The 22,109-nt window shown below is 49.7% G+C and carries 16 protein-coding genes, 2 rRNA genes and 1 pseudogene (1 of these 19 only partly in view); 9 read left to right on the forward strand and 10 right to left on the reverse strand.

Features of this window, described 5'->3' with window-relative positions:
• Nucleotides 1-9: 9 nt before the first annotated feature.
• Nucleotides 10-939 (reverse strand): AraC family transcriptional regulator, encoded by a 930-nt coding sequence (locus tag ABV298_RS13835; protein WP_353722667.1) that lies wholly within the window; start codon nt 937-939, stop codon nt 10-12.
• Nucleotides 940-1,112: 173 nt separating this feature from the next.
• Nucleotides 1,113-2,252: an acyl-CoA dehydrogenase gene (locus tag ABV298_RS13840; protein WP_353723184.1), complete on the reverse strand. Its 1,140-nt coding sequence runs from the start codon at nt 2,250-2,252 to the stop codon at nt 1,113-1,115.
• A 186-nt stretch (nt 2,253-2,438) separates the two neighbouring features.
• On the opposite strand from ABV298_RS13840, the gene ABV298_RS13845 reads away from it, so the two are divergent.
• From ABV298_RS13845 to ABV298_RS13860, 4 genes are all read left to right on the forward strand, one after another.
• The gene (locus ABV298_RS13845; protein ID WP_353722668.1) at nt 2,439-3,167 is read left to right on the forward strand and encodes a hypothetical protein; all 729 of its coding nucleotides are present in this window, start codon (nt 2,439-2,441) and stop codon (nt 3,165-3,167) included.
• Between the two features lie 159 nt (nt 3,168-3,326).
• The gene (locus tag ABV298_RS13850) at nt 3,327-3,710 is read left to right on the forward strand and encodes a hypothetical protein (protein WP_353722669.1); all 384 of its coding nucleotides are present in this window, start codon (nt 3,327-3,329) and stop codon (nt 3,708-3,710) included.
• Nucleotides 3,707-4,948, forward strand: a complete 1,242-nt coding sequence (locus tag ABV298_RS13855) for a hypothetical protein (RefSeq protein WP_353722670.1) — start codon at nt 3,707-3,709, stop codon at nt 4,946-4,948. Before ABV298_RS13850 ends, ABV298_RS13855 begins: the two co-directional genes overlap by 4 nt.
• A gap of 63 nt (nt 4,949-5,011) precedes the next feature.
• A complete protein-coding gene (locus tag ABV298_RS13860) occupies nt 5,012-6,355 on the forward strand; it encodes a DNA mismatch repair protein MutS (protein ID WP_353722671.1) in 1,344 nt (447 codons plus the stop codon).
• 27 nt (nt 6,356-6,382) lie between these two features.
• Here the strand turns inward: ABV298_RS13860 and serS are convergent, their stop codons facing one another.
• The 5 genes and pseudogenes from serS to glyA form a co-directional block, all read right to left on the reverse strand.
• Nucleotides 6,383-7,675, reverse strand: coding sequence for a serine--tRNA ligase (serS, locus tag ABV298_RS13865; RefSeq protein WP_353722672.1), 1,293 nt, complete (start codon nt 7,673-7,675; stop codon nt 6,383-6,385).
• Nucleotides 7,676-7,734: 59 nt separating this feature from the next.
• Nucleotides 7,735-9,093: an aspartate kinase gene (locus tag ABV298_RS13870; RefSeq protein ID WP_353722673.1), complete on the reverse strand. Its 1,359-nt coding sequence runs from the start codon at nt 9,091-9,093 to the stop codon at nt 7,735-7,737.
• Between the two features lie 157 nt (nt 9,094-9,250).
• Entirely contained in the window at nt 9,251-9,748 is a 498-nt protein-coding gene (gene ribH, locus ABV298_RS13875; RefSeq protein ID WP_353722674.1) for a 6,7-dimethyl-8-ribityllumazine synthase, read from the reverse strand.
• 118 nt (nt 9,749-9,866) lie between these two features.
• Nucleotides 9,867-10,569: pseudogene (locus tag ABV298_RS13880) on the reverse strand (tetratricopeptide repeat protein).
• A 233-nt stretch (nt 10,570-10,802) separates the two neighbouring features.
• A complete protein-coding gene (gene glyA / locus ABV298_RS13885) occupies nt 10,803-12,104 on the reverse strand; it encodes a serine hydroxymethyltransferase (protein ID WP_353722675.1) in 1,302 nt (433 codons plus the stop codon).
• Nucleotides 12,105-12,456: 352 nt separating this feature from the next.
• Here glyA and nagB point away from each other — a divergent pair, with 352 nt between their 5' ends.
• Nucleotides 12,457-14,397, forward strand: coding sequence for a glucosamine-6-phosphate deaminase (gene nagB / locus ABV298_RS13890; RefSeq protein ID WP_353722676.1), 1,941 nt, complete (start codon nt 12,457-12,459; stop codon nt 14,395-14,397).
• 92 nt (nt 14,398-14,489) lie between these two features.
• On the opposite strand, the gene ABV298_RS13895 is transcribed toward nagB, so the two are convergent.
• Nucleotides 14,490-14,654, reverse strand: coding sequence for a hypothetical protein (locus ABV298_RS13895; RefSeq protein ID WP_353722677.1), 165 nt, complete (start codon nt 14,652-14,654; stop codon nt 14,490-14,492).
• 243 nt (nt 14,655-14,897) lie between these two features.
• Here ABV298_RS13895 and mutL point away from each other — a divergent pair, with 243 nt between their 5' ends.
• The 4 genes from mutL (at nt 14,898) to dxs (ending at nt 20,580) form a co-directional block, all read left to right on the forward strand.
• Nucleotides 14,898-16,787 (forward strand): DNA mismatch repair endonuclease MutL, encoded by a 1,890-nt coding sequence (gene mutL, locus ABV298_RS13900; protein ID WP_353722678.1) that lies wholly within the window; start codon nt 14,898-14,900, stop codon nt 16,785-16,787.
• 59 nt (nt 16,788-16,846) lie between these two features.
• Nucleotides 16,847-17,632 (forward strand): rhomboid family intramembrane serine protease, encoded by a 786-nt coding sequence (locus ABV298_RS13905; RefSeq protein WP_353722679.1) that lies wholly within the window; start codon nt 16,847-16,849, stop codon nt 17,630-17,632.
• 3 nt (nt 17,633-17,635) lie between these two features.
• Nucleotides 17,636-18,550, forward strand: coding sequence for a rhomboid family intramembrane serine protease (locus tag ABV298_RS13910; protein ID WP_353722680.1), 915 nt, complete (start codon nt 17,636-17,638; stop codon nt 18,548-18,550).
• Nucleotides 18,551-18,636: 86 nt separating this feature from the next.
• On the forward strand, nt 18,637-20,580 hold the full coding sequence (dxs, locus tag ABV298_RS13915) for a 1-deoxy-D-xylulose-5-phosphate synthase (RefSeq protein WP_353722681.1): 1,944 nt from the start codon (nt 18,637-18,639) through the stop codon (nt 20,578-20,580).
• A 382-nt stretch (nt 20,581-20,962) separates the two neighbouring features.
• Here dxs and rrf read toward each other — a convergent pair.
• Both rrf and ABV298_RS13925 read right to left on the reverse strand, forming a co-directional pair.
• Nucleotides 20,963-21,074 (reverse strand): 5S ribosomal RNA (gene rrf / locus ABV298_RS13920).
• A gap of 132 nt (nt 21,075-21,206) precedes the next feature.
• A 23S ribosomal RNA gene (locus tag ABV298_RS13925) occupies nt 21,207-22,109 on the reverse strand (it continues 1,911 nt past the right edge of the window).

The raw sequence follows: 22,109 nt of genomic DNA on the forward strand, positions 1-22,109 counted from the left end.
CATTACATTTTAAACATTCATCAGCGATTCGCGGCGGCGCATTTTTCCGGCCGGGATACCGAACATCATCTTGAAGCGGCGGCAGAAATACGCGGTGTCTTTGTAACCCACATCGGAACCGATCGCTCGGATGCTCTTCTTCGACGTGCGGAGCAGGTCCACCGCCTTTTCCATACGCTGGTACTCGATGTAATCCTGCGGGTTGATACCAGTCAGCATTTTGAAATACTGGCCTACATAATCCTCTGAAACGTTCGCTACGTTCGCGAGCACCTTGTTCGACAGATCGCCGCCCAGGTTGTCTTTGATGTAAGCGAAAATGTCGATCAGACGAGGGTCTTTGAAATAAGTACTATTGGTTACCAGCTGCTCGACGAACAGCTTGTTTTTCAGGATATAGCGGATGATCTCGATCACCACTTCCTCGGTCTTGATCTTGATGATCCGGCCCTTTCCGGGCGTATCCAGCATATCTTCCATCAAAATCTGGTTGATAGTCGCCGCAATCTGATCATCGCGTTTGATCAGGAACGGCGGCACATCCAGCGAGGTAAAGAAGTTAACCGTATCAAAGACTTTGGCTTCGAAAGATATCAAACCGAATGAGTTGGGCAACTTTCCGATCAATGCGGGATCGTGGCCGGCTTCGATATAATTATCGCGGTTGGTCATGAATTCCTCGTTCGATACGGTTTTCGCCGTGGCGGTATTACCGTACGTCACTGTGGCATGTTTTCCTCCCGGAATGAAGAGCATATCCCCTTCTTCAACCTTCTGAGGCTCCTCGGAACCGAAGGAAACTTCACCGTCGTACAGAATGGTCAGGGAGTTCTGTACGTCATAGAAATTTTTGATTGTGATGGGCTGTAAAATCCTGATATGACGGGCCTTCACAAATTTCACCCCCAACGACTCAATAATCTTATTATAGTCTTCCATACTTGATATATTTAAGGGTCGTTTTGACCGATTTTTCAAATTTTGTACAAATCTAATAAATTGTACAAAACTAATACAAGTATAGTTTCACAAAAATTTAAAAAAAAAGTGATATTTTCATATTATTTTAATCCAAGATTCAGAACAAAATCGACTTTTGGAACAATTACTAATTATTTAAGAAGCTCCCGGGCGATTACAAGTTTTTGGATTTCGGAGGTACCTTCGTAAATCTGTGTGATTTTAGCATCGCGCATCAGCCTTTCGACGTGGTATTCCTTCACATAACCGTAGCCCCCGTGCACCTGGACGGCTTCCGTTGTCACCCACATAGCCACTTCGGATGCGTACAATTTTGCCATCGCCGCAGCCTGAATGTAGTCCTTTCCTTCGTCTTTCAATCGGGCGGCCTTGTATACAAGTAACCGGGCGGCCTCAATTTTCGTAGCCATTTCGGACAATTTGAACTGAATCGCCTGGTGCTCGGCGATGGGTTTGCCGAAGGTCTTCCGCTCCTTGGAATATTTCAAGGAAAGCTCAAACGCCCCCGCCGCGATCCCCAGCGCCTGCGCCGCGATACCGATACGGCCGCCATTCAGTACGTTCATCGCAAACCTGAACCCGAAGCCATCCTCCCCGATCCGGTTCACCGCGGGCACTTTCACGTCCGAAAACATCAAAGTATTTGTGTCTGAGGCTCTTATGCCCATCTTATCCTCTTTCTTTCCCACCGAAAAGCCGTCCCAGCCCTTTTCGACAATGAATGCGTTGATTCCCTTATGCCGCAACTCTGGGTGTGTCTGCGCTATCACAAGGCACACCGACGACGTGTTCCCGCTCGTGATCCAGTTTTTCGTACCGTTCAATAAATAATGGTCTCCATCCGGCAAGGCGGTCGTATGCTGGGAAGTCGCGTCCGATCCGGCTTCCGGCTCCGACAGGCAGAATGCGCCGATGATCTCACCCGACGCAAGGCGTGTCAGGTATTGCCGCTTTTGCTGCTCCGTACCATACTTTTCAAGCCCCCAGCATACCAGCGAATTGTTCACCGACATGATCACACCCGCGGAAGCGTCTACCTTCGAAATTTCCTCCATTGCGAGCACGTATGCGAGCGTGTCCATGCCCCCACCCCCGTATTCGGGTGCCACCATCATGCCCAGGAAGCCCAATTCGCCCATTTTACGCAACAATGCCGGGTCGAAATGCTGGGCGGTATCGCGCTCGGTTACACCCGGCAATAACTCGGTTTGGGCGAAATCGCGTGCAGCGGTCTGCACCGCCAGGTGCTCTTCGCTAAGGTTGAAATCCATTCCGGTAAGGGGTTGGGAAGCTGACATAGAAGACGTTGATTTTTGAGGATGAAGATTTTCAAAAATAAGATTTATGAAAACAGTATGCAAGCATACAATTTCCTAACCAATTAAAACTTTGGGTTTTGAAGGCCGATTTGAAGAAAAGTTGTCTTAAGTTTGCGCCCTGATCACGACAGATTACACATGCCCGTTCTTACCGTTTTTTACATTAAGCTGCTCATTAACCTTGCATTGACAATCGGAATCATCTGGACCATCAGTCGTTCGGACCTGTTTTCAAAATGGCAGCGGGAAAACGATAAACTGATCCTTACATTAGGCTTTGTGCTTTTCCGGCTCATTCCCTGGATCGGCATTTTCCTGATCGTCAACGAGGAACCGCGGGGCGATATCCCTTTCTTTTTCTACAAAGCCGAAGGCGCCAAGGCTGGTGGCTTCGTGTACCGCGATTTCTGGTCGTACCATGCCCCGCTGTACGCCTACATCATCAGCCTTCCGATATGGATCTGGCACAATGCACGGGCAATCGTTCTCTTTATGGTTTTGATGGAAACCGCCATTCTCTGGCTCACTTACGATACTTACAAAAGCCGCAGCCCGAAAGCGCTGCAACTGGCCGCGATTTACTATATGCTTCCGGCCGCGTTCATGTACATCCTTGTCGACGGGCAGGAAGAAGTGTGGTTCTGGGGGGGCCGCGCTGCTGATCTGGCGCTACACGATCAGGAACAGAAGCAACTACGAAGTGGGTATCGGAGTGCTGTACGCGATGACACTGCTGACAATCAAGGTCACATTCATATTCCTGCTGCCGGCATTGCTGGTGATGGTCAAAAAACCGGTCAAAATGTTACTGGTTATGGCGGCCATCGGCTTACCGGCTGTGGGTTTTCTTTATTGGCAAATCGGTGACCTGTTCCTGATGCCGATCCGGCACACCGAGCAGCTCATGACCCCGAACCTGTTCTCGGTGCTCAGGCCTTTCGTGGAGATCGTCTTTCATGTGGATGAAAAAAATCGACGCTTATCAACTGGTTCGGGCTGCTGTTTACGGTTTTCATCCCTGTTTATATGGCATTCAAAGCCAGGCACCGGCATGTCAGCGAAGTATTGCCGGGTATTTTCATCGCATGTTTCGTGTGCATGATGCTTTTCCAGGCCAGCGCGATGGGTGCGTACGTGATCGCCTACCTGATGGCCGTTCTGTTCGAGATCATCGATATCCGCAAAACTGCCCATGTGGTAGTGCTGCTCGCATTGAACTGGCTTACGGTCGTGCAGCCGTTTGTATGGGTGTATATCAAACAGCCCGCGTACACGTCGCTGAGCATGTTCGCCAATACTTCCTACCTGTTCGAGTACGTGCTGCAAATCCTGAATGTACTTTGCTTCCTATGGATTCTCCGCGAAACTTATCGTAAGGTAGTTCACTCCCAAACTCTGGCAACGGCATGAATATAGTCCTTGCCAAAACCGTCATCAGCGTAGCCGCATTGTTGGTTACCGCCGCATTACTATTCAAAAAGGAGGCTCTGACCGACTGGTTAGAAAAGAAATCTGCAAATGCAGTAATGGCCATAGCATGGGTGCTCCTGCGTCTGCTACCATTCATTGCGGTGTACCTTGTCGCGAACATGGAGCCGACCTCGGATGTGAACGGCTTCTGGGACGAAGGCAGCAAGGCGTCGATGGGCCAGGTCGTGTACCGCGATTTCTGGTCGCCCTACTCGCCCCTTTATGCCTACTTCCTCGGCATTTGGCTGAAAATTTGGTACAATCCGAAAATGATCGTCCTGACAATGGCCGTGATGGACGGCATTGCATTACTTATTTCCTACCATTTTTTCAGGCCATTCCAAACGCGGGGTACATTCCTGTTCCGGGCGCTTGTTTACCTGTTGCTCCCGGGCTCGCTCGTATTGTGCGTTATAGGCGCGCAGGAGGATGTGTGGATGTGGCTTTTCGTGATCTTCGCATATCTCGTACGGGAGCGCACATTGCGTGTGGAATGGTACGCGATCATTCTGGCCATTGGTTTGCTGATGACCAAGGCCATTTTCGTGCTCATCGTGGTGCCTTTGTTTTTACTGGAAAAACAAAAGGTGCGCTTTGTCATTCCCATTGCCATTCTCGGCATTGTCTCGTTGAGCATATTGTACCCGCTCGTCGGACTGGAATTTATGCAGCCCCTCGATGAAGCCAAAACATTACGCGCCCCGAACATTCCATCGGTACTAAATCCGTGGTTTTACAATTCCATCGGTGTTGGCGAGAAGTTCTGGAACTGGATCGGTCTGGTAGTATCGGTTGGGCTCGCCTGCATGGCCGCATGGCGGCTTCGTAATGCCGATTTCCGGGTAATGCTCTCGAAAGTCTGGGTGGTCTTATATGCTACGATGATGATCGTACAACAGAGCGCTTATAGCAATTATATCTTCCTTTTCCTGCTCCCGCTGGTGTTCTATGTGATTGACTGGAAGAACAAAACACAGGTTACGATCCTTTTCGTATTCAATCTGCTTTGCGTCGTGCATCCTTCCTATTGGTGGCGGCTGGGGATGCCTTGCTATATGACGCCTTCGGACACCGCAGCTTCAACCGAATTGCTCATCGATTATGCCATGCAGACCGCCATTGTAATCCTCACCGGCTATTTCATCTGGCTCGCATTCCCCAAAAAGCACGAAGTTTAACATTCTTTAACGGCCTGCATTCCGCCGCGGTTTCTACATTTGGAAATACCCAAAACAGCCCGAATGCAGCCCATAGACCGGCATACCTTACACGAACTACAACTCCTGCCCGAAAACAGCCGAGCGGCCAGCATTCTGGCATTTTACGACCACGCCGGCACACTCGGCGGCGCGGATTACCTGAAAAGCATGATCGGGAAGCCGCGGCAGACTCTCGAAGAAGTCATACGTTTCCAGGACCTCTTAAAAGCCATGGCGATCCGCCCGGCGGCATGGCAGGTCAATATCGCCAGGGCCTATGCCGCTGCGGCGGAAAGTTATTATGCATTGAGCGTAGCGCATTCCATGTCGCAGGATGCTGTCATGCATTGGCTCGACACATGGTGGTATTCCATCCGCAATAAAGCCGAATTCTATCGCATTCAAAGCGGCGTACTGGCCACATTGCGGCTGGTGAGAGCGGTACAATCGACGTTGAGCAACCTTTCGGAAACCATAATCCCGGAGGAAATTTCAGAAGACATTGCCGCATTGCGGGACTTCATCTTCTCCCCCGTCCTATCGCTTTTTCTGAAAAAGAAGGATAGTAAACATTCCAACGGCGCGATCTTTTACCTCGACTATCATTTCCGGATCAGCCACCGGGACAAATTCCGGCATATGCTGGACACGCTTTACCGGCTCGACGCCTGCCTGGCGATTATTAAAACGGCCAAACGGCACGACCTGTCATTCCCGGTTTTTGATACGCGTTCCCAAAACTTCTCCGCAGCAAACGCCTGGCATCCGCTCATTACAGATCCGGTAGCGAATGATCTGGCGTTGACAACCAACCAGCCGGTTTGCATCGTCACCGGCGCGAATACGAGCGGTAAGACCACCTTTCTCAAAACCTGCGGGCTCATTCTTTACCTCGCACACCTGGGTTGGCCCGTACCCGCGAAATCGCTGCATTTGCCGTTTATCGACCGGCTCTTCACCTCGATTCACCTCTCCGACGACCTCGATCAGGGTTTCAGCCATTTTTACAATGAAATGATGCGTATCAAACAAATTTCCGAGGCATTGAGCAACGGAGAAAAGTGTTTTGTGGTTGTGGACGAATTATTCCGTGGTACCAATCAGGAGGATGCCTTGCATTGCTCCCAAACGGTGCTGGATGGCTTTTCGAACTTCGAGGGTTCATATTTTCTCGTTTCGACACACCTGCATGAACTGATCAGGCATTATACCGATCACCCGAAAGTGAGTTTTCGCTGCTTCCGCACACGCATTACCGACCATCAATTCCGAAACACATTTAAAATAGAAGAAGGCGCCGCATTTGAAAAAGTAGGAAGGCTCATCATGGACCAGACCGGCGTGACCGCATTGCTTCAAAACGCAAAAAGGCCCTCACTGGAATGAGAGCCTTTGCTTATGCATTTAAAAGTATCACTCTATCACATCAAAACCGCAGAATGGCACGAGCACGGCCGGTACTTTCACGGTCCCGTCGGGCTGCTGGTTGTTTTCGAGCAATGCGGCCAGGATGCGCGGCAATGCCAGTGCGGAGCCGTTCAGCGTGTGCAGGAGCTGCGTTTTCTTATCGGCGTTCTTGTAGCGCAATTTCAAACGGTTGGCCTGGTAAGTCTCAAAATTTGAAACAGAACTGCATTCCAGCCAGCGCTGCTGCCCGGCCGACCATACTTCGAAATCGTAGGTCAATGCTGAGGTAAAACCCATATCGCCACCGCACAAGCGGAGGATACGGTAAGGCAATTCCAGCTTTTCGAGAAGGCTTTTTACATGGTCAACCATTTCATCGAGCGCTTTGTAAGATTCCTCCGGCTTGTTGATCTGCACGATTTCGACCTTATCAAACTGGTGCAAACGGTTCAGCCCGCGTACATGCGCGCCCCAGCTACCTGCTTCGCGACGGAAGCAGGGCGTAAATGCCACATTTTTCACAGGTAATTCGCTTTCAGCCACGATTATATCGCGGTACAGGTTGGTAACGGGCACTTCCGCAGTTGGAATAAGGTAAAGATCGTCCACGGTCGCGTGGTACATCTGGCCTTCCTTGTCCGGCAACTGCCCCGTAGCGAATCCGGAATCGGCATTCACTACAATCGGTGGCTGCACTTCTGTATAACCCGCATTGCCCGCCTCGTTCAGGAAGAATGCGATCATCGCACGCTGCAAACGGGCGGCTTTTCCTTTGTACACAGGGAAGCCTGCGCCGGTGATCTTGTTACCGAGTTCAAAGTCGATAATCGGGGCCAGGTTACCGCCCAGTTTTTTGATCAAATCCCAATGCGGTAATGCGCCTTCGTGCAATGTCGGCTTGGTACCGGCTTCGAGCACGGTTATGTTGTCGTCGGCGGTGCGGCCTTCGGGAACGCTCTCGTGCGGGAGGTTCGGCAGTTTCACGAGCTCTTGCAGCAAACTCTCCTCGAATGCCTTATGCTGTTCTTCCAATGCTTTGGAACGCTCTTTCAATGCGGTGGTATCGGCCTTGGCGGCTTCCGCCTCGGCTTTCTGGCCGGCTTTCATTAATGCGCCGATTTCCTTGGCTTTGTTGTTGGACGCTGCCAGCACGTCGTCCAGCTCCTGCTGCACCTGGCGACGTTTGCTATCCAGGTCTATAATGCGGTCTACCGCCTGCTCGGCATCTTTGAAATGCTTTTTGGTAAGCCCCGCGATGGTCAACTCGCGGTTTTCGCGGATAAAATTGGTTTGTAACATGAGGCTGTCGGCTGTCGGCTGTCGGCGATCAGCTTTTAATGTTTTTGGTTACTTTGAAATTAAGGCGCTGTGAATATGTCCTTCATTGCATCCTCGTAAAAGAACAGGCGCTCGTTGAGGACGTTCAATGCCTCCGCTTTGTATTTTGAATGGATAAGCAACGAAAGGTTATGCTCCGAAGCGCCGTACGAAATCATTCGTATCGGAATATTTTTCAATGCGTCGAGCACTTTCAGGGCGATTCCTTCCTTGTCGGCACTGAAATTACCTACAATGCAAATGATGTTCTGATCGCGGTCATGTTCCTCTAAATCAGCAAATTCTCGCAATTCGGCGCTGATCTGTTCCAGGTTTTCCGAGTTGTCGATCGTTACAGATACCGATACTTCGGAGGTCGTGATCATATCCACCGGTGTTTTATATTTTTCGAAGATCTCGAACACCCTGCGAAGGAAACCGTAAGCATTCAGCATACGTGTCGAGTGGATGTAGATCGCCGTGATATTGTCTTTCGCGGCAATGGCTTTGATGTCGCGGTCGGAAGTCTGGGTCGCGATGAGCGTACCCGGCGCTTCGGGCTGCATGGTGTTTTTCAAACGGACCGGCACGCCACGCAGTTTCGCGGGCGTAATGGTGCTCGGGTGCAGGATTTTCGCACCGAAGTATGCCAGCTCGGCCGCCTCTTCGAACGTCAGCTCACGGATCGGGAAGGTACGCTTCACAATGCGCGGGTCGTTGTTGTGCATTCCATCGATATCGGTCCAGATCTGGATCTCGTCCGCACGGATGGCCCCGCCGATCAACGACGCGGTGTAGTCGGAACCACCTCTTTTCAGGTTATCCACTTCGTCGCGCGGGTTGCGGCAAATAAAGCCTTGCGTTATGATCGTCTGCTTGTCGGTATATTGGTTCAGAATCGTCACCAATTTCTCTTCGATCGTCGCCAGCTCAGGCTCGCCATCGGCGTCGATGCGCATGAAATCCAATGCAGGCAGCAATACGGAGTTTTCCCCTTTTTCTTCCAGATAAGCCTGGAACATTTTGGTACTCAATATTTCACCCTCCGCAACGAGCTCTTTTTCCTGCTTGATCGTGAAGGGTTTCACGCCTACCAGCGATTTGATGAACCCGAATTCCGAATCGACGATCTGCTGACCTGCCGCCAATGCTTCCGGCGTAGAATACAGTTCTTTGATAAACAGGTCATAATGGTTTTTCAACTCTTCAATCAATGCCGCTGCCTTGGCGTCGTCATACGACTTGGCCGCTTCTCCGATAGCGATCAGCGCATTGGTAGAACCGGACAATGCCGACAAAACCACAATTTTACGATTAGGATCATTGTTGAGGAGTTCGCGGATTGAGTGCATACGCTCAGGCTTCCCTACCGAAGTACCGCCAAATTTCCAGACTTGCATAGTAATTATGAATGATTGAATGATTGAATGACCGAATGATTGAATGATTGAATACTGAACGCGTAATGATTGAATGACCGAATATTTTTTCCAGCAAAAAATTAAGCGTGAATTCTGTCGCTAAACAGTAACACGCCCTATTCAATCATTCAATCATTCAGTCATTCAAAATTAAATTTTTGAGTCCCAGCATCTTGATCGCCGTAATGGCCGCTTCGTCGCCTTTGTTACCGTGCACGCCGCCTGCGCGTTCCAGTGCCTGCTCCATATTGTTAGGCGTGAGTACGCCGAAAATAACGGGTTTGTCGTATTTCAGACTGACGTTTGTAATGCCTTGTGCCACAGCGTGGTTAATGTAGTCGTTGTGCTTGGTTTCGCCCTGGATTACAACGCCTAATGCAATTACGGCGTCGATATCGGCGCGTTGTGCGAACCATTGCGAGCCTATTGTGAGCTCGAAGCTTCCCGGTACATTGCCTCTGACGATGTTCGCCGGCAAGGCCCCGTAGGTCACAAGTGTTTGGTAAGCGCCTTCGAATAGTTTTTCGGTAACCTCGCTGTTCCATTCGGCTACCAGGATCGCGAATTTTTTATGGGTAATATCCGGAAGTCCTTCCGTGGTGAATACGCTCAGGTTTTTATCGGCACTTGACATTGATTTTCAATAGGTTAATTAAAAACAGGTACTATTTAAAATTTCGGATTAAAGGAATAAAAAAAGGATAAAACCGGCGTCGGCTTTATCCTTTTTTCAGAAACAGAATGGTTAACCATTATTTGCCGACCTGTCCCTCTAATAATCCCATGTATTTCTTGGCGTTCACCACTTCCGAGGAAAGCGGGAACTCGTCCACAACACGTTTATAGGTAGCGATCGCGTCGGCAGGCTGGTTAGCCTTCTCCTGAGCGAGCGCCAATTTCATCAGATAAACCGGTGTAAAATATTCGTTCTTCTCATAATCAGCGGCTTTCTGATAGTATGAGATCGCCTCGGCGGGCTGGTTCTTTTCGAGATAGGCGTCGCCGATCAACGACTGAGCGCGTGCATGAATCAACAGATCCGAAGAGCTAAACGATTGCAGACGGCTGATAGCGTCGTCATATTTGCCTTGTTTCAGCAAAGCCACACCCGCGTAGAAGTTCGCGAGGTTGCTGGCGTCGGTTCCCTTGTAGTTGTCAGCGATAGACAAAAGGCCTTCGTTACCACCGGCCCCGTTCAATGCTTTCTGCAATGAATCGGCTTCAAAATCGTAAACGACACTCGCAAGTGCATTCTGGGCGGTACCTTCCTGGCCATCGATATAAAAACGGTAACCGGCAAAGCCGATAATAGCAACCAGAATAGCCCCCCCCAATTCCAAGAACAACCTTACGGTTTTTTAAGAAAAAAACCTCTGCTTTATTGATCTGGCTTGCTAATGCCTCCGGAGATTCGATGATTTCAATCCCGGATTCGCCCGTATTTTTCTTGCTCATATCAATTAATTCGATTTTGGAGTGCAAAGTTATGAAAAACTTGTTAAGTCAAAACAAGTTAGGACACAATTCTTTGTGTTATATATTTCCCGCCAACCATTAATTAACGAAAGGCGAATGGTGACAAATGCATTTCAACTCCTTTGATTTGTACATCAATGCATTAGACCAGCCATAAAAACAAAAGCTGCGCGGCAACCGGGGTCACCGCGCAGCTTTGTAATACATTTATATTAATACAATGGATATTGTTTCATCCACTCGTTCACTTCTGTTTTCACGGCGGCGATCTTCGCATCGTTATCGTGATTAACCAGCACGGTATCTACCAGATCCACGATGCGCTCCATATCCGCTTCAACCAATCCGCGGGTGGTCATCGCTGCAGTCCCTACGCGCATTCCCGACGTTATCATCGGAGATTTGTCGTCGAAAGGCACCATGTTTTTGTTGATGGTGATATCCGCTTTGATCAATGTATTCTCGGCCAGTTTACCTGTCAGGCCCGATTCCACACCGTTTTTAGTGCGCAGGTCGATCAGCATCAGGTGGTTGTCGGTACCGCCAGAGATAATGCGGTAGCCTTTTTCTACAAATGCTTTGGCCATTGCCTGGGCGTTTTTCGCAACCTGGGTTGCATAGTTATAGTATCCTTCGCCTAATGCTTCACCAAACGCAACGGCTTTGGCAGCGATAATGTGCTCCAAAGGTCCGCCTTGTGTGCCGGGAAATACGCCCGAGTCGAGCAATGACGACATGGTACGCAGCTGGCCTTTCGGCGTTTTGATCCCAAACGGGTTTTCGAAATCGTTGCGCATCATGATGACACCGCCACGCGGGCCGCGAAGTGTTTTGTGAGTCGTAGTAGTAACAATGTGGCAGTGATCGAACGGATCTTTCAAAAGACCTTTTGCGATCAGGCCGGCAGGGTGGGAAATGTCAGCCATCAGCAATGCGCCGATTTTGTCGGCCACCGCACGCAGGCGCTCGTAATCCCAATCGCGGCTATACGCCGACGCGCCGCAGATCAAAAGTTTCGGACGCTCTTTCAATGCGGTTTCTTCAACTTTATCCCAGTTAATCAGACCGGTTTCCGCTTCTACACCATAAAATACAGGCTGGAAATATTTACCCGAAATGTTCACAGGAGAACCGTGTGTAAGGTGACCGCCGTGTGCGAGGTTGAAACCCATGATTTTGTCGCCGGGGTTCAGGCAAGCCAGGAAAACGGCCGTATTGGCCTGTGCTCCCGAATGTGGCTGTACGTTAGCCCAGGTAGCACCGAAAAGTTCTTTCAAACGGTCGATCGCGATCTGCTCGATTTCGTCGACAATTTCGCAACCGCCGTAATAGCGCTTGCCCGGAAGGCCCTCCGCATATTTGTTGGTCAACACACTGCCCGACGCCTCCATCACCTGACGCGATGTGAAGTTTTCAGAAGCGATCAGTTCGATACCAGACTCCTGGCGATGTTTTTCTCTGTTAATCAGATCAAAAATGGTGGTGTCACGTTCAACGCTGGTGAGTGTAGACATGGGATTTGTCAGAAAAAATGGTGTGATACTCGTGGAATAAGCCGCAAAAATACAAGCAATTATTTTGGAATAAAATAGGAACACTTACTTTATATTTAAAGTGCCAACCGGCCGATAAGCATCGGGCGGACAAATAGCCCGCAGACGGGCGACAGGCGTAATTTTAAGTGTAAGTTATTTCTTAAATTATTTTAATAATAATTGTTTTCCGTTGTACTTTTGTGGTCAAATCGTTCGTGCGTGATCGAACACATGAGTAACTTGCGGTTTAATTCCAGTCTATTCACGAAACTCTTACATCACTTAACATTTAGTTATGAGCCAACAAACGGTAAGTCCACAAACAATCCTGATGCAAGCTTCCAGTAATGGAAAAGGCACTACCGGCACCATAGGGCAACCCATTACCTATGAAAAGATCCCGACGCAGATCTTTGCCGATTCCAAAGAAGCGTCCTATGCAGTTGCAAAAGAGATCTCGGACCTGATCCGTCAGAAACAAAAGGAAGGCAAGCCTTGCGTTTTGGGACTTGCGACGGGTTCTTCGCCGAAGACCGTTTACGCGATCCTCGTGCGTATGCACCGTGAAGAAGGTTTGAGCTTTAAGAATGTGATTTCTTTCAACCTGGATGAGTACTACCAAATGGAGCCGGATTCCATTTACAGCTACCACCGGTTCATGAAAGAGCAGCTGTTCGATCATGTCGATATTCCTAAAGAAAACTATTTCATTCCGGACGGAACGGTACCCGCCGCTTTGCTGCGCGATTACTGCACGTCCTACGAGAATAAAATCAATGCGGTAGGCGGGCTGGATTTCCAGCTCCTCGGTATCGGTGGCAACGGTCACATCGGTTTCAACGAACCGGGCTCGCTCATCAACTCGCACACGCGCCTGATCACGCTCGACCACTCGACGCGCGCCGCCGCGAGCATGGAGTTCGGCGGACTGCACAATGTGCCCCGCAAGGCGATCACATTGGGTGTTGCGCCGATCCTGAATGCACGCCGCATTGTCCTGCTCGCCTGGGGTGAACGAAAAGCATCCGTAATCCGCGGCGCCGTGGAAGGTCCCGTAACCGAGCTGAACCCGGCATCTTACCTGCAGGCGCATGCGGACGTTACGTTCGTGGTGGACGAAAGCGCGGCTTCCGAGCTGACGCGCATCAAGACGCCGTGGGCGGTGGATTCGGTAGTTTGGGATAATAAAATGATCAAGAAAGCGGTGACGCACTTGTCGCAAACCTTGAAAAAACCGATCCTGAAACTGACCGACAAGGATTACAACGACAATGGTATGAGCGACCTGCTGGCACAATATGGTGCTTGCTATGAGATCAATATCAATGTTTTCAACCAGTTGCAGCATACCATCACCGGCTGGCCGGGTGGTAAGCCTAACGCGGACGATACGCACCGTCCGGAGCGTGCCCAACCTGCGAAAAAACGCGTGCTGATTTTCAGCCCGCATCCCGACGACGACATTATCTCGATGGGTGGGACATTCCAGCGCCTCGTCGACCAGGGCCACGAGGTACACGTTGCCTACCAGACTTCCGGTAACATCGCCGTAGCCGACGACGAAGCATTGCGTTTCATCGATTTTGTGGTCGACTTCAACAAAGGCTTCGGAATCGACAGCCCGAATGCGAGCAAGCTGTTCCAGGATGCGAAAGACTTTTTGAGGCACACCAAAAACAGCGAAATCGATACACCTGAGGTTCGCAAGGTGAAAGGCCTGATCCGTCGCGGCGAGGCCAAGGCCACCTGCCGTTTTGTGGGCATTCCAACCAGCCAGGCGCATTTCCTGGATATGCCTTTCTATGAAACCGGTACTGTTCAAAAGAAGCCGATCGGCGAAGAAGATATCAAAATCATCGAAAACCTGATCGAGGAAATCAAGCCGCACCAGATTTATGCAGCCGGCGACTTCGCCGACCCGCACGGCACGCACAAAGTGTGCTGGGACGCCATTGAGGCCGCATTGCAGCGTTCGAAACATAAGAATTTCATGAAAGATTGCTGGGTATGGCTATACCGCGGCGCATGGGCGGAATGGGATATTTATGAAATCGAAATGGCGGTGCCAATGAGCCCCGACCAGGTACTGAAAAAACGTCAGGGAATCTTCAAGCACCAGTCGCAGAAAGATGGTGTGGTGTTCCAGGGCGAAGATTCGCGCGAGTTCTGGCAACGTGCCGAAGAGCGCAACCGCGGAACCGCCCGCCTGTACGACTCCCTCGGCCTGGCCGAATACGAAGCGATGGAAGCATTCGTACGCTGGAAGTTCTAAGCAATAACCGTAAATGAAAAGAGCCCGGAAAATTCCGGGCTCTTTTCATTTTATATCTACCTGATACGCCGATCGATATGCCGGTACCGGACTCACAGTTCCATATCCGCCCACATCCTGTGCGCCATTTTTTCTACCATATTCATGACGCCCTGAACGGCGCCGAAAATGATGCAAAGCGGCAGAATGACTGGTAAGAAGATCAGCCATTGCAAGGCCATTGTAAAATTAAATCTCTTGATAATTGGCGTTTTCATAACAGGATCAGGTGCTTATTAATGTGGGTTAGTATCCCAATTTATACAAATAATTAATAGTCAACAAGTTTTTACTCTAATAACGCTTGCCTTTTGTGTAAAATTTGAATTATTAATGTAATTATTTCAATCAGGATTCTTGAAAAAGAAAAACCACCCGATTTGTTACCCGTCGAAATTGGCCAGGCCGTAAAAAAAAATTTTTGTTTATTTGTTATAGTAAAGTTAACTGCCACTTCCGACATGCCTTCATCCGACATCATCCAACTATTACCCGATTCCATAGCCAACCAAATCGCCGCGGGAGAGGTCGTTCAGCGGCCCGCCTCGGTGGTGAAAGAGCTTATGGAGAATGCGATCGATGCGAAGGCGACGAAGGTGCAGGTGATACTGCGAGAGGCGGGCCGAACGCTTATCCAGGTAATCGACAATGGCATCGGCATGTCGGAAACCGACGCGCGCATGTGCTTCGAAAGGCATGCTACTTCCAAGATCAGGCAGTCGGAGGACTTATTCAGGATCAGGACAATGGGCTTTCGCGGCGAGGCGCTGGCATCCATCGCGGCTGTGGCGCAGGTGGAATTGCGTACCCGTCAGGAGTCGGAAGAGCTGGGTACGTTGATACGTATCGACGGCTCGGAGATCAAGGCGCAGGAGCCCGTCGCTTGCCCCAAAGGCACCAGCTTTTCGATACGGAACCTGTTTTTCAATGTACCGGCACGCCGGAACTTTCTCAAATCGAACTCCGTCGAAATGCGTCATGTGCTCGACGAATTTCAACGCATTGCATTGGCGCATCCGGAAGTCGCGTTGACGCTGCACCATAACGATACAGAAGTTTTCAATCTGCAACCGGTGAAACTTGTGAGAAGGATCATCGATATTTACGGTAAAAGCTACCGCGAGCAACTGGCCTATTGCCAGGAAGACACTTCTTACATTAACGTCCGCGGCTACATCGGCAAACCCGAATTTGCCCGCAAGACGCGTGGAGAGCAGTTCTTCTTTGTCAACGACCGTTTCATCAAGCATAATTACATGCATCACGCGGTAATCAGCGCATTCGACGGCACTATTCCGGAGGGTAGTCACCCGTTTTATGTATTGTTTATCGACATCGACCCGTCCCATATCGATATCAACATTCATCCTACCAAAACGGAGATCAAATTCGACGACGAGCGTTCGGTGTATGCGATTATCATGGCGGCAGTGAAGAAGGCCGTGGGGGTGTACAATCTTTCACAATCCATCGATTTTGAAGAGAACATCAATTTTCTCAACCCAACCTCACCCGTCGAACCAAGCCCTAACCTTATTCCGCGCACTGTAATGCCCGACTGGGCCGCACAGCCGCGCAAGAGCGGGAATACGGCTTCCAAATCGAACCTGACCAATTGGAGCAAATTGTTTGAAGGGTTGCAAAACACCGAAGACCGGAACCGCGAACTGGCTGCATTCGAAATAGGTACGACTACCGCTTCGAGACCTGTATACCAGGAGCAGGCCAAAACCGTCGCCAGCAAGGTGAACAGGATGGCATCCGAAGTAGTGGCCGCTCCCGAGGCCGATGCGCTGTTGTTCCAGCTTCATAACCGCTATATTTTGTCGCAGGTGAAGGACGGAATCATGCTCATCGACCAGAAAGCCGCCTACGAACGCATTCTCTACGAAAGATATCGCAAGATGCTCATTAACCGTAACGGTGCATGCCAGCAGCTGCTTTTTCCGAAAACCATCCGGCTCACGCATTCGGATATGCAACTCGTGCATGAGACTAAAAAGGAGATCCGGAGCCTTGGTTTCGAGTTTGACGAGTTCGGGTCGAATGAGCTTATCATACGAGGTATTCCGGCCGATTTGCCGGAGGAAAGCGAGCAGGATTTGTTTGAGGAGCTGATCGAGCAACTTAAACAGAGCTATTCCGACCTTAAACTGAATAAACCAGAAAGTCTCTCCCGATCGTTGGCCAAGCGTTTCTCGGTGCGCTATGCGGTCAAATTGTCACACATGGAAATACACACGTTGATGAACCAGCTGTTCTCGTCCTCGGACCCCAACCGAACACCCGGCGGCGAGCCGATCATCGTCCTGCTGACCATGGAAAAGCTGGCAAATATATTCCGGAACTGAGAAACGAAAACCGGGTATACGCAGTTAATTGGAGATAAATTTTTGAATTTTAATTGAATATGTTAGCCATAACCCCTACTGTAAGGAATTTACTGATCCTGAATATACTTTTCTATTTCATAGATTCTTCTGTTTTCAGTCTGAAAGAACAGTTCGCGCTCATGCCTGTGCTGTCGCCTCAGTTTCATATTTTCCAGCTTGTAAGTTATATGTTCCTGCATGGCGGTATCGGGCATCTTTTCAGCAACATGTTCGGTCTGATCATGTTCGGACCGCTGTTGGAAAGAGTATGGGGCCCGAAACGCTTCCTGATTTTTTACTTCGTCACCGGGATCGGAGCGGGGCTGCTATTCTCCGGAATAGGGCTCTATGAAAATTGGCAGGTAGCGAAGGCTGTTGAGTTATTTACCCAAAACCCTACCCCCGACGGCCTGGCCGATTTTCTGAGCAAGCACGCCGAACCTCTTTACGAACCGAACCTGGAATTTTTAAATTCTTTCGAAGGAAATCCAACCAATTCGGTGTATATTCAACAGAGTATTAAGCTGGTACAGGGTTTTTATGCCTGGTCGATCAGCATCCCTATGGTCGGGGCCTCGGGAGCAATTTTCGGGATTCTGATGGCGTTTGGTCTGCTGTTTCCAAACACGGAGCTGTTTCTCCTGTTCGTACCGTTTCCGATAAAAGCGAAATATTTTGTCGCTTTTTACGGGCTTTTCGAACTGTATTCGGGGATACAAAACGCTCAGTCCGACAATGTTGCCCACTTCGCACACGTTGGAGGAATGCTATTTGCATATATATTGTTGCGTTACTGGGGAACGCAAAAATCAAATTTCTATTAGAAGATGAGCAATATTGTTGACGACGTAAAACGGGAATTCGCGAAATCCGAGAACGCACTTGTAAAGATTATCCTGATAAATACGGCAGTATTCCTGATCCTGCTGCTGATGAAGATTGTGCTTACCCTTTCCCAATCTTCGAATGTGTATGCATTGGTAATCAATATGTTACAGCTTCCTGCAGCCACGGAAGAGTTCATATACAAGCCCTGGACGCTCATCACTTACTTCTTCACGCACGACGATATTTTCCACATCCTGTTCAATATGCTGTTTCTGTACTGGTTCGGGAAACTGGTGGATGAATATCTGGGAGCGAAGAGGGTCGTGGCGCTGTACATGCTTGGCGGGATCGCCGGTGGGCTGATTTATATTGTTTTATACAATTTACTCCCTTACTTTCAGGCACATATAGAGGGCTCCCGAATGCTCGGCGCATCCGCCGCGGCGTTTTCGGTGGCTGTGGGAGCTTCAACTTTGCTGCCTAATTATACGTTTAACCTGATCTTTCTCGGCCCTGTCCGCATCAAATTCATTGCGCTTTTTTACATAATCCTTTCGCTCGCGCAAACCGTCGGACCGAATGCAGGCGGTAACCTGGCGCATTTGGGCGGCGCGTTTACAGGTTATGTTTTCATCAAATTGCTGCAAAACGGGACAGATTTGGGTAAGCCGATCTACGGCATTCTGGCTGTGTGGTCACGTATTTTCCGGAAGCGCCCGTCGATGCAGGTAACTTACCGCGAGCGGCAGGTTTACCGCAGTACAAGCGTGTATTCATCATCTTCGTCGGGCACCATCGAAATGCCCGACCAGATGGAGATCGATTCGATCCTGGATAAAATCTCGAAATCGGGCTATGAAAGTCTGACACGCGAGGAAAAGCAGAAGTTGTTCAAGGCAAGCCAGCAAAAATAATAGTCGCATTTAATACGTATTTGCTTAATTTTGTGACTATTTAATAAAGCGGACAGCTAGTAAATTCGATTCAATAGCCCTACGGTATGCTTATAACGCCAGGAAAATTATTAGCGACAATTAATTCTCCCGAAGATCTCCGAAAACTGGATAGTTCTCAGCTTCCGCAGGTTTGTAACGAGTTAAGGCAATTTATCATAGACAACGTGTCCGTGTACGGCGGTCACTTCGGCGCTAGCCTGGGTGTGGTTGAACTAAGCGTAGCATTACACTACGTTTTTAATACGCCCGACGACCAGCTCGTGTGGGACGTCGGCCACCAGGCTTACGGCCACAAGATCCTCACAGGCCGGCGCGACGAGTTCCATTCCAACCGTGTTTACGGTGGCCTTTCTGGTTTCCCAAAAAGAAAAGAAAGCGTTTACGATGCGTTTGGAGTCGGGCATTCGTCTACTTCCATTTCATCGGCGCTCGGAATGGCGGTAGCGTCCGCACTGGAGAAGAACTTCCAACGCCAGCATATTGCTATTATCGGTGACGGCGCTATGACCGCCGGGCTAGCCTTCGAAGGCATGAACCACGCCGGCGCTACGGATTCGAATTTGCTGATTATCCTCAATGACAACTGCATGGCCATCGACCCGAACGTCGGTGCGCTGAAAGAATACCTGACCGACATTACCACTTCGCAGACTTACAATAAGTTTAAGGACGAAGTGTGGAACCTGCTCGGTAAAATGAGCAATTTCGGCAAGAGCGCGCAGGAAATCGTTTCGAAGGTTGAAACGGCGATGAAAACTGCAATCCTTCGTCAGAGCAACCTGTTCGAATCGCTTGGATTACGTTATTTCGGCCCTATCGACGGCAACGATATCAGCCACCTCACCGAAGTGCTGAAAGACCTTAAAAACATCCCGGGGCCCAAGCTCCTGCATTGCCTTACCATAAAGGGAAAAGGTTACGGTCCGGCGGAGAAGGATCAAACAAAATGGCATGCTCCCGGCGTTTTTGACAAGATAACGGGTGAAATCAAGAAGAAAGTCTACGACACACCCCAGGCACCGAAATATCAGGATGTGTTTGGCCATACCATCGTGGAACTCGCCCGGCAAAATCCAAAAATTGTAGGTATTACACCTGCAATGCCGTCGGGTTCCTCCCTGAACATCATGATGGAAGCAATTCCCGAGAGGGCCTTCGACGTCGGTATTGCGGAACAGCATGCGGTTACTTTCTCTGCAGGTATGGCGACGAGGGGCGAAGTGGTTTTCTGCAATATTTACTCGACATTCATGCAACGCGCTTACGATCAGGTCGTGCACGATGTATGCATTCAGGAGCTACCCGTCATATTCTGTCTCGACAGGGCAGGGTTAGTCGGTGCCGACGGTCCTACGCACCATGGCGTATATGACATCGCTTATATGCGTTGTATTCCAAATATGGTGGTTGCATCGCCAATGAATGAGCAGGAACTCCGGAATATGATGTATACAGCGCAGCTGGACTCTTTTCAGTCGGGCAAGAATGCATTTACCATCCGGTACCCTAGGGGCAACGGCGTAATGCCGGAATGGAGGACTCCGTTCGAAGAAATCCAGATAGGCAAGGGTAGAAAAATCAAAAGCGGCACCGACCTCGCGATTCTCTCACTTGGCCCGCTCGGCAACTTCGCCCTGAAAGCGTGTGAGGAATTGGAAAAACTTAGTGTGAATGCTGCCCTGTTCGACATGCGTTTCGCAAAGCCGTTAGACGAGGCTCTGTTGCACGAAATATTTTCGTCCTATGACAGGGTCATGACACTTGAAGATGGCTGCCTGCAAGGCGGATTTGGCAGTGCCGTGCTTGAATTTATGGTCGATCACGGATATACGAGCCAGGTGAAACGCCTGGGTATCCCGGACACCATCGTGGAGCACGGAGAGCCTGCAGAATTGTACCATGAGTGTGGCATCGATACCGCCGGCATTGTTGCTGCTTCAATTGAATTCATGCAACGTCAATCAAGGATCGCGTCAGTCTTGCATTAGTAAGTTTTTTATATTTAATGGAAAGCCGGTCAGCATTGATCGGCTTTTTTTGCTTTCCCGGTGTTTCCGGATAGTCGATAAATCCAGTTTAATCCCTTTACTTCAGGTCGAAGTACGGGAGTTCCGACTCCTGCACAGAAAACCTCTCAGATGCTTAAAACAAGCCAATGCGGAAATGATCCCCTACACCGGCGTAATACGTGGCAGATGGTTTCCTAATAGCTGGCAAATGGCAGGCAATTTAAAGTAATCGGGTTTAAAAAGAGCTGAAAAACAAAAGACAGTTCTTTTTCGAGCCGTATCCCATCGAGGTGGGTGAGTCTGAGGTAATCAAATGCATACAATGCAAAAAGCCTCACTTCTGTGAGGCTTTTGTAAATAATTGTGGCGACTACCTACTTTACCAGGTTTGAACCAAGTATCATCGGCGGTACGGGGCTTAACTTCTCTGTTCGGGATGGGAAGAGGTGAACACCCGGCCAATAGTCACCAACAAGCTCTTTGAGTATTTCAATGATTGAATGATCGAATTTTGAATGATTGAATAAAAGATATTCACTGATTCAGACATTCAACATTGAATTTCATGTCATATTGGAAGTAGAAGAGATGAAGATAAAGATTAAATGTGCAAGCTGTTGGGTAATTAGTACTGCTCAGCTGAGTGTATTTCGACACGTATACCTGCAGCCTATCAACGTCGTAGTCTACAACGACCCTTATGTGGAAGATTCATCTTCGGGCTAGTTTCGCACTTAGATGCTTTCAGCGCTTATCTATTCCCCACATAGCTACCCGGCCATGCTACTGGCGTAACAACCGGCTCACCAGCGGTGGGTCCAACCCGGTCCTCTCGTACTAAGGTCAGCCCCCGTCAATCTTCCTACGCCCACCACAGATAGGGACCGAACTGTCTCACGACGTTCTGAACCCAGCTCGCGTGCCACTTTAATCGGCGAACAGCCGAACCCTTGGGACCTTCTCCAGCCCCAGGATGTGACGAGCCGACATCGAGGTGCCAAACCTCCCCGTCGATGTGAGCTCTTGGGGGAGATCAGCCTGTTATCCCCGGCGTACCTTTTATCCTTTGAGCGATGGCCCTTCCATACAGAACCACCGGATCACTATACCCTGGTTTCCCACCTGCTCGACCCGTCGGTCTCGCAGTCAAGCCGGCTTGTACTATTGCACTCCACGCACGGTTACCAAGCGTGCTGAGCCGACCTTTGGAAGCCTCCGTTACACTTTTGGAGGCGACCACCCCAGTCAAACTACCCACCATGCACGGTCCTGCTCATTGAGCAGTTAGATCCCAGGCCAGCGAAGGGTGGTATTTCAACGTTGGCTCCTGAACGCCTGGCGACGCCCACTCACAGCCTCCCACCTATCCTACACATCCCTGACCCGAAAACAATGCAAAGCTATAGTAAAGGTGCACGGGGTCTTTCCGTCCCGTGGCGGGTAAGCGGCATCTTCACCGCTACTACAATTTCACCGAGCTCACGGCCGAGACAGTGCCCAGATCGTTA

It is taken from the genome of Dyadobacter sp. 676, assembly GCF_040448675.1.
Lineage (GTDB): Bacteria > Bacteroidota > Bacteroidia > Cytophagales > Spirosomataceae > Dyadobacter.

Coding starts and splice junctions, on each gene's coding strand:
- ABV298_RS13835 (WP_353722667.1), bottom strand. CDS start 939: ATGGAAGACTATAATAAGATTATTGAGTCGTTGGGGGTGAAATTTGTG.
- ABV298_RS13840 (WP_353723184.1), bottom strand. CDS start 2,252: ATGGATTTCAACCTTAGCGAAGAGCACCTGGCGGTGCAGACCGCTGCA.
- ABV298_RS13845 (WP_353722668.1), top strand. CDS start 2,439: ATGCCCGTTCTTACCGTTTTTTACATTAAGCTGCTCATTAACCTTGCA.
- ABV298_RS13850 (WP_353722669.1), top strand. CDS start 3,327: ATGGCATTCAAAGCCAGGCACCGGCATGTCAGCGAAGTATTGCCGGGT.
- ABV298_RS13855 (WP_353722670.1), top strand. CDS start 3,707: ATGAATATAGTCCTTGCCAAAACCGTCATCAGCGTAGCCGCATTGTTG.
- ABV298_RS13860 (WP_353722671.1), top strand. CDS start 5,012: ATGCAGCCCATAGACCGGCATACCTTACACGAACTACAACTCCTGCCC.
- serS (WP_353722672.1), bottom strand. CDS start 7,675: ATGTTACAAACCAATTTTATCCGCGAAAACCGCGAGTTGACCATCGCG.
- ABV298_RS13870 (WP_353722673.1), bottom strand. CDS start 9,093: ATGCAAGTCTGGAAATTTGGCGGTACTTCGGTAGGGAAGCCTGAGCGT.
- ribH (WP_353722674.1), bottom strand. CDS start 9,748: ATGTCAAGTGCCGATAAAAACCTGAGCGTATTCACCACGGAAGGACTT.
- glyA (WP_353722675.1), bottom strand. CDS start 12,104: ATGTCTACACTCACCAGCGTTGAACGTGACACCACCATTTTTGATCTG.
- nagB (WP_353722676.1), top strand. CDS start 12,457: ATGCAAGCTTCCAGTAATGGAAAAGGCACTACCGGCACCATAGGGCAA.
- ABV298_RS13895 (WP_353722677.1), bottom strand. CDS start 14,654: ATGAAAACGCCAATTATCAAGAGATTTAATTTTACAATGGCCTTGCAA.
- mutL (WP_353722678.1), top strand. CDS start 14,898: ATGCCTTCATCCGACATCATCCAACTATTACCCGATTCCATAGCCAAC.
- ABV298_RS13905 (WP_353722679.1), top strand. CDS start 16,847: ATGTTAGCCATAACCCCTACTGTAAGGAATTTACTGATCCTGAATATA.
- ABV298_RS13910 (WP_353722680.1), top strand. CDS start 17,636: ATGAGCAATATTGTTGACGACGTAAAACGGGAATTCGCGAAATCCGAG.
- dxs (WP_353722681.1), top strand. CDS start 18,637: ATGCTTATAACGCCAGGAAAATTATTAGCGACAATTAATTCTCCCGAA.